The 7930-nt window shown below is 35.4% G+C and carries 7 protein-coding genes; 2 read left to right on the forward strand and 5 right to left on the reverse strand.

Annotated features, from left to right (window positions below; translation table 11 throughout):
• A partial coding sequence (locus ABF281_RS07780; RefSeq protein WP_347181116.1) for a DUF5723 family protein occupies positions 1–1288 on the forward strand: 1288 nt, incomplete at its 5' end.
• A 7-nt stretch (positions 1289–1295) separates the two neighbouring features.
• Here ABF281_RS07780 and ABF281_RS07785 read toward each other — a convergent pair.
• Positions 1296–2567: a replication-associated recombination protein A gene (locus tag ABF281_RS07785; protein WP_347181117.1), complete on the reverse strand. Its 1272-nt coding sequence runs from the start codon at positions 2565–2567 to the stop codon at positions 1296–1298.
• 112 nt (positions 2568–2679) lie between these two features.
• Here ABF281_RS07785 and ABF281_RS07790 point away from each other — a divergent pair, with 112 nt between their 5' ends.
• Positions 2680–3348: a rhomboid family intramembrane serine protease gene (locus ABF281_RS07790; protein ID WP_347181118.1), complete on the forward strand. Its 669-nt coding sequence runs from the start codon at positions 2680–2682 to the stop codon at positions 3346–3348.
• Between the two features lies 1 nt (position 3349).
• On the opposite strand, the gene rlmB is transcribed toward ABF281_RS07790, so the two are convergent.
• The 4 genes from rlmB to ABF281_RS07810 all read right to left on the reverse strand — a co-directional run.
• Complete coding sequence (gene rlmB, locus ABF281_RS07795; protein WP_347181119.1) at positions 3350–4114, reverse strand: 23S rRNA (guanosine(2251)-2'-O)-methyltransferase RlmB; 765 nt, start codon at positions 4112–4114, stop codon at positions 3350–3352.
• Positions 4115–4193: 79 nt separating this feature from the next.
• The gene (locus ABF281_RS07800) at positions 4194–4934 is read right to left on the reverse strand and encodes a hypothetical protein (RefSeq protein ID WP_347181120.1); all 741 of its coding nucleotides are present in this window, start codon (positions 4932–4934) and stop codon (positions 4194–4196) included.
• A 56-nt stretch (positions 4935–4990) separates the two neighbouring features.
• Entirely contained in the window at positions 4991–6481 is a 1491-nt protein-coding gene (locus ABF281_RS07805) for a RagB/SusD family nutrient uptake outer membrane protein (protein ID WP_347181121.1), read from the reverse strand.
• A gap of 19 nt (positions 6482–6500) precedes the next feature.
• On the reverse strand, positions 6501–7930 hold a 1430-nt coding region (locus tag ABF281_RS07810), incomplete at its 5' end, for a TonB-dependent receptor (RefSeq protein WP_347181122.1).

Below are 7930 nucleotides of genomic sequence, written 5' to 3' on the forward strand. Positions count from 1 at the left end.
GAACCCTCAAACCCTCTTATTAAACCCAGGGGCAGAAACAAATTATAAGTTTCATATAGGAATTCCTTTACTCTCAGGTTTGTCAGGTGATATTGCATTGAAAAACTTTAAACTAACCGATCTATTTTCCGAAGACGGCATCGATTTTAATACAAAAATTTTTCACCTTTTAAATAAGTTGGATGCAGAAGACCACTTAAAATTGAACCTGCAAATGGATGTTTTAAATGTTGGCTTTAGAGTTGACGCTAAAACTTACATTAGCTTTGGCTTTTTCCAAGAATTAGATGTCATTGGCTACTGGCCCAAAGATGTAATTACTTTTCTAAATGAAGGGAATGCTTATTATCTCAATAAGAGCTTTGATTTGTCACAACTCGTTTATAAAGCAGATTTTGTAGGTGCGTTGCATGTTGGGGTTTCAAGAAAAATAAATTCAAAACTTACGTTAGGAGGTAGGTTTAAAATATATTCTTCCACATTAAATCTCGAAACCCAGAATAATTCAGGAACCCTTTCGACACAACGCGGATCGAATAATATATACACACATTATTTGAACACGATTGATTTGAATTTTTTGACTTCAGGTTTTGTAGAAGACAATGAATATCTTGAAAATCCGCTGGAACTCATTACCAAATCTTTTTTAGGTGGTAGCTTGGGTATTGGACTCGATTTTGGAATGACCTATCACATTTCACCAAAATTAGAACTTACGGGAAGTATTATTGATTTTGGGTATATTAATTATTCAGAAAGAGTCCAGAACACTACTGTAAAGGGGGACTATACTTTTGAAGGTGTAAACTTTTTGTTTGACCCTTCTAATCCAACAAATTATTGGGCAGTTTTAAACGCAGACTTTGAAGAGAAAGTGCCAAGAGGGAATAATACAAATTCATATACTTCTTGGAGACCAGCAAAAGTAAATGCTGCTTTAAAATACAGTTTTGGTGATGAAAGAAGAAGTAAGTATTGCTATGACAATACATTCAAAGAATTTTATACAGATGCTTTTGGTCTTCAAATTCATACCATTATTAGGCCTTTAGGTCCACAATATGCCGTTACTGGTTTCTATGAGAGGACATTTATAGAAAAACTACACGCAAAAGTAACCTATACGTTAGACGATTATTCTTTTCATAATGTAGGTGCTGGAATTTCTACACAAATAGGGAATGTTTCACTTTTTGGAATGGTAGATAACCTTTTCGCTCTCAATAATCTGGCAAATTCTAGTAGTGTTTCCTTTCAAATGGGGCTCAACTTAATTTTTGATTAGTTCAAAATTAATATCCATATTTAGCTTTCCACCTTTGTCTTAAAAGATCTCTAAATTGATTTTCGCGTGGATTATTTCCTGGGTCATATAGCTTTTTGCCTGAAATTTCTTGAGGTAAAAATTCCTGACTCACAAAGTTTTCTGGGTAATTATGAGCATATGCATACTCTTTGCCATAGCCGATATCCTTCATCAACTTTGTAGGGGCATTTCGTAAGTGAAGCGGTACCGAAAGATCCCCTGTTTGTTTCACTAAATTCTGAGCCTCATTAATCGCCATGTACGAAGCATTACTTTTTGCAGAATTCGCAAGGTACACTGCACATTGACTCAAAATAATACGAGATTCTGGATGTCCAACCACAGCCACTGCCTGAAAGGTGTTATTTGCCAATATAAATGCTGTTGGATTTGCATTCCCAATATCTTCTGAAGCCAATATAAGCATCCTTCTTGCAATAAACTTTACATTTTCACCACCTTCTATCATTCTTGCTAAATAATATACAGCAGCATTTGGATCACTCCCTCGTATCGATTTAATAAAAGCAGAAATAATATCATAGTGCTGTTCACCAGTTTTGTCATACCGAGCCGTATTCTTTTGCACCTTAGACAAGACCAATTCGTTTGTAATTTCAATACTTTCTTCAGCGCCAACAATCAGCTCAAAAATATTGAGTAATTTGCGAGCATCCCCTCCTGAAACTTGCAATAAAGCTGAGATTTCTGTGAGTTGAATGTCTTTTTTAGAGATCAATTCATCCTTTTTAATCGCTCTTTTTAACAAGTTGATGAGGTCGTCCTTGTCAAACGAATTCAAAATATATACTTGGCAACGAGAGAGTAGGGCAGGGATGACCTCAAAACTTGGGTTTTCTGTAGTCGCACCAATAAGCGTCACCCATCCTTTTTCTACGGCGCCTAATAAAGAGTCTTGTTGAGATTTACTAAACCGATGAATCTCATCAATAAATAAAATGGGGTTTTTTGCAGTAAATAGTCCGCCACTTTTTTTGGCTTTCTCAATAACCTCTCGTACATCTTTTACTCCAGAACTAATAGCACTCAGTGTATAAAAGGGTCTTTTTGATTCCGTAGCAATAATATTTGCGAGGGTGGTTTTCCCAATTCCAGGAGGTCCCCAAAGAATTAATGAGGGAATGATACCTTGCTTGATGTGATTTGTTAAAATACCGTTTTCGCCAACCAAATGTTGCTGGCTAATATAATCTTCTAGATGTTTCGGACGGATTCTTTCTGCCAAAGGTTCATTCATAAGGTAAAAATAGCAAAGTTTTCTGACAGAATCTGCAAGAATCTATTTTGGTTCATTTTTTGTTACTTTTAGGCTAATGAATAACAACAATCAACTTTACTTTTCAAAATCCATGCTTATAATACCAATCTTGTATATTTTGGTTATCTGGATGCTCTACTTTATTGAAATTAAGTTTGGATATAATTTTAATAAGTACGGTGTGTATCCTAGAGAATTTAAGGGGCTTAGAGGTGTTTTCTTTAGTCATTTCATCCATAGCAACACAAAACATCTATTTAATAATTCGATCCCTTTATTTGTGCTCCTTTTAAGTGTTTTTATGTTTTATAAAGAAGTTGCGCTAAAAGTGTTAGTTTATGGTGCGCTCCTAACAGGTTTTCTTACCTGGATTATTGCAAGAGAATCCTATCATATTGGTGCAAGTGGTGTTGTGTACCTTTTATTTAGTTTTGTCTTCTTCAGTGGTATTCTTAAAAAGCATTTTAGATTGGTTGCTCTATCACTAATTGTTATTTTCTTATATGGAAGTATGATTTGGTATGTTTTACCTATTAAAGATGGCATGTCCTGGGAAGGTCATTTGTCTGGTTTTGTAATTGGTCTTGTATTAGCCTTTCTATATAAGAATAAAGGCATCAAAAAAACAGAACCTTATTTCGAAGAAACAGCATTCGATTTATTATTTGATGAAAATGGTAATTATGCACCTCCTAATAGTGCAGAGGATCTTAATGTCGATGTAAAATCCCAATTACTAACAAAGAGGTGTGAATCCTAGTTTATGAATTGTCATTTACAGTTCTTTGTCGGATGGTTTCATAAAGAAAAGCACCACAAGCAACAGATACATTCAAAGATTCAATCTCTCCCAATAAAGGCAATTTCGCTTTAAAATCGACCATTTTTAAGATGGAAGGATTTACACCACGATGCTCAGATCCCATAATGATTGCGATGGGTTGGTTGAGTGCCACTTCGTAAATAGATATTTCTGTTTTTTCGGTTGCTGCCACTGTTTTTATGTCAGAAGCTTGTAGCATATAGATTGCATCTTTAATATGGTCTACTTTACAAATCGGAATTTTAAAAGCTGCACCAGCAGAAGTTTTTATGGTTTCTGCATTTACTGGAGCACTTCCGTTTTTTTGAACAATAACAGCGTCTACACCTGTACATTCTGCAGTTCTTAAAATAGCTCCAAAATTACGCACATCAGATAGTTGATCTAATAATAAGAAAATAGGTGCCTTCTTATCCTCAAGTACTTTTTCTATTAAGGGTTCTAAATCGTGAAATGCTACTGGAGAAATCTGTGCAACTGCTCCTTGGTGATTACTGTATTTTGAAAGTCGGTCTAATTTTTCTACAGGTACCACGCTGGTGGTAATTCCTTTTTCTTTGATCAAAAGATTCAACTCAAAAAATAAGCTCCCTCTTAATCCTTTTTGAAGGTAAATCTTGTTCATCGTAGAACCACTATTTATGGCTTCAATAATAGCTCTAATTCCAAATATATTTGTTGATGCTGTTGTTTCTGTTGTCATGCTGCAAAGGTATGTTAAATTAAGCGCAAAAAAAACCATCTCTTGTAAGAGATGGTTTTTTAAAATATGGTTTTATTCTTTAGATACTAAAGTTTACAGCTGTACTACCTCCGTAGGAAGATGCACTTACATTTGCTACTTGAACACCGTCAGCAGTTACTACATAAGATGTACCACCGTCACCGTATCCATCATAGATTTGTAATTGGTAATCTCCTGAAGCAACACATTCTTGGATGGTAACACCACCTGTCATTCCAGCATAAGCACCGTATCCTGGTGTTGCTTGACTTGCCAATACAATTACTCCTGCATTCACATCAACCAATCTCCAGTATACTTCTTCTGGCCAGCTATCAAAACCTAAGACCATCTTTACTTTAATTCCATTGTTTGGACATCTTAGTCCCACATTAATAGTTAAGTCTTCACCTGTATAAATTTCAGGTGCGTTCGTTAAAGAAACTACTAAAGTTTGAGACGCAAATGGTGACATATTTACATCCGTTAAGTCGATGTTTAAAATTGCTACATTAGATCCGGCTGCAAAAGTTACAGTTGTTGGTACAACATAGGCTGCTGCATCAACATCCGTTGAAGCTCCAACAACAGCAATTCCTACTGTTCTTTCTTGATCAGAAGTGTTTGCTGCATACACTTTAACTTCCTGGCTTACAGATCCACCTTGGTCAAAAGTAATATCCATACTAGAAGTCTCAAACGTAATGTATGGAGTGTCTTGTGGGTCTACTTCGTCGGTACAACTGTTTAATGTAAAAACAGCTATACACATGTATAAAAGTATTCTTAATTTGTTCATTTTTATGAGTTTTAATAATTAGCGATCCCTTTGTAAAAAGCGATCGCTAAAGGTTATTATTGGTTTTGTGTGCTAATGAAAGGGTTGAATTGAATTTCTCCTTCTGGAATTTCAAAAGTCATTCTTTCATCGTTATAAGGAATCGCTTCACCTACAAATGAAAGGTGATTTGCACCTCTTGTAGTTGTAGCTTGATTACGCTTCATTGCTAAGTAACTTTTACCTTCACCCCATAATTCAATACGAGTCTGTAAGTAAATTTCATCCTTCAATGCTTGTCCAGATAATCCATCAATGTAAGATGCGTCAGGAACTCTTGTACTTACTAAGTTTTTCAGGTGCACTCTTGATGCTCCGTCATTTCCAGCAAATGCAGCCATTTCAGCAGCCAATAAGTGCATTTCTGCAACTCTCATGTATACATAATCAGCTTTTACAATAGAAGAAGTACCAGTGTGTACTCTATCTGCATCATAAAACTTAAATAAAGGCATTAAGTGTTGTGCAAAAGAAGTATTGTTTAAGAACTGTCCTTTTCTAATATCATTAGCAGGAATTTGTGCGAATAAAGAAGCGTCAATCGCTTTTAAATCTCCATAAGCTGGATAACTATAGCTATAGTAATCCATTTGTCCCCACCAAGAGACTAAACCTAAACCAATATCTTGATTTAAATCAACACCCCACATCCATCCTGGAGTATTAACATTGTTAAATCCACCAGTAACTTCAGCACCAACCATTACTGGGTAACTACTGATAGCCTGAACAGCCATGTTGTATGCTTTTGTATAATCCGTACCTCTAGCACCTAATACATAAGCATATAATGCTTTTGCTACATCTTGATTGATTTCCGTTTTGTTATTTCTAGAAAAACCTTCTAATAAAGATACCGCATCAGTTAAATCAGATTCCATTAGGTCATAGATTTCACTTGCAGGTACTTTAGGACCATTTTGATCCGCTGCAGATCTATAGATAGGTAATATTGGCTCACTAGCATTATATTCTTTCTGGTAGAAATTTGCTAAGTAAAAATAAGAATGCGCTCTTAAAGCTTTCGCTTGACCCATTGTATATTTGTTTGCCTGGCTTTCTGGAACTGCATCCATTCCACCTAACCCATCAATCACAGAGTTACAACCTCTAATGATTCTGTAATAATATCTCCAAACTTGTCTGTTATCACCAAAAGTAAAATCTTGAGGTGCACCAAATTCAGTAATAGATGCTCTGTACCATCCGTATACACTTTGACTTAAAGCGACATCTCCTGATAACATATCAGAAAATACATCATATGATTTCATTCCAAAATCATCATGTCCACCTGTACCGCCTGTACCAGTTGTAAATGTCAATGCATATACACCTGACATTAAACCAGTAGGTAACGAAGGATCTAAAGCAGCTGCTTCTTCAAACTGCACAGAAGTTAATGTCCCTGTGTTGGTTAATACTGGATCTGCTAAGAAATCCGGCTCACAGCTTAAGCTTAATAAAGCTACTGCTGATAATAATCCGTAATTAAATAATTTATTCATTTTCTTGTTTTTTTTTAAATTAAAATTTTAATCTAACACCTAAAGTTATTGTAGTCATTGGTGCGTATAATCTACGTCCTGAACTTCCACTTTCACTTGTAGTTGGTAAGAATCCTCTTCTAGCAGTATTCATAAACAAGTTATCAGCAGACATCCATAAGTTGAATGTATCTAATCCTTTACCTTCTAAATATTTGCTAGGAACATTATAACTTACATTCACATTGTTTAATGCTAAATGGTCAGTTGATGTAATGAATCTTGAAGAGTAAGATGTTGCATTTTGATCTGCACCATCCGCTAAACGAGGAACATCTGTAATTTGACCAGGTGTTGTCCATCTGTTAGCAATATCTCTACTGAAGTTGTTTCCAACTGCACCAAAACGATCTGACATTAATTCACCATATTGTCCATCATATGCATATCCTCCTAAACTATAAGTAAACTGAGTAGAAAAAGTAAAGTCTTTTACTCTACCTGTTAATCTGAAAGCTCCTCTAATATCAGCGATACCAGATTTGTTTAAATATATTTCTGATGCTTCAGAATAAGATTTAGTAACTCTTTTCTTAATATTTGCTCCAGGAACAACTTGTTGATATTCAACAATAGAACCAGATGCATTTGTTACGTCAGCATCTGCAGGAATCCAAGAGTTGGCACCTGAAGTTGGTTCGTCAGCGTCAAAAACACCGTTGTTGTTAACATCATCGTAATACTGGTACCACATTGGTGCTCCATCAGATGGATCTACACCAGCCCATTCACGTGCATAGAAATCAAAGATAGATCTACCTACAGATAACACACCGTTAAGAACTTGTTGTTTTCCTGTAGCAGGATCCAATGGCATTTCAGTAATTCTATTTTCAATGATTTCACCATTCACATTCAAGTCTAATGAGAAATCTTTCTTGTTGATTAAGTGACCTGTTAAGTCAAATTCATAACCTACGTTTTCAAGTTCACCATCATTCACTAAAATAGAAGAGATTCCTTGAGAAGGTCCTACATTTCTATTAAAGAATTGATTTTTTGTTTTCTTGCTGTAGTAATCTATAGATCCTTCAACAACACCTAAATCAAATTCAACACCTGTTTGTAACATTTCAGACTCTTCCCAAGTAAGATCTGGATTTCCATTACCACCTGGTGCAATTGAAATGTTTCCAGCTAAGTTACCAACATTAAATGTATCATAACCTGATGTTAATCCAACACCTGCTTGATCACCCGCTACACCCCATGAAGTTTTAACTTTTAAAAACTCTATAAAGTCGATGTTCTGGATGAAGCTTTCTTCAGACATTACCCATGAAGCTCCAACAGAACCAAATGTTCCCCACTTTTCGTTCGCAAATCTTGAAGAACCATCATGTCTTAAAGAACCTGTTAAGTAGTACTTTCCATCATAGTTATAATCAAACTTACTGAAATAAGACTCAA

It is taken from the genome of Wenyingzhuangia sp. (genome assembly GCF_039768515.1).
GTDB lineage: Bacteria > Bacteroidota > Bacteroidia > Flavobacteriales > Flavobacteriaceae > Wenyingzhuangia.

What these genes read in the sequence shown, in the direction of transcription:
- ABF281_RS07785 (WP_347181117.1), bottom strand. Translation starts at nt 2,567, where the DNA reads ATGAATGAACCTTTGGCAGAAAGAATCCGTCCGAAACATCTAGAAGAT.
- ABF281_RS07790 (WP_347181118.1), top strand. Translation starts at nt 2,680, where the DNA reads ATGCTTATAATACCAATCTTGTATATTTTGGTTATCTGGATGCTCTAC.
- rlmB (WP_347181119.1), bottom strand. Translation starts at nt 4,114, where the DNA reads ATGACAACAGAAACAACAGCATCAACAAATATATTTGGAATTAGAGCT.
- ABF281_RS07800 (WP_347181120.1), bottom strand. Translation starts at nt 4,934, where the DNA reads ATGAACAAATTAAGAATACTTTTATACATGTGTATAGCTGTTTTTACA.
- ABF281_RS07805 (WP_347181121.1), bottom strand. Translation starts at nt 6,481, where the DNA reads ATGAATAAATTATTTAATTACGGATTATTATCAGCAGTAGCTTTATTA.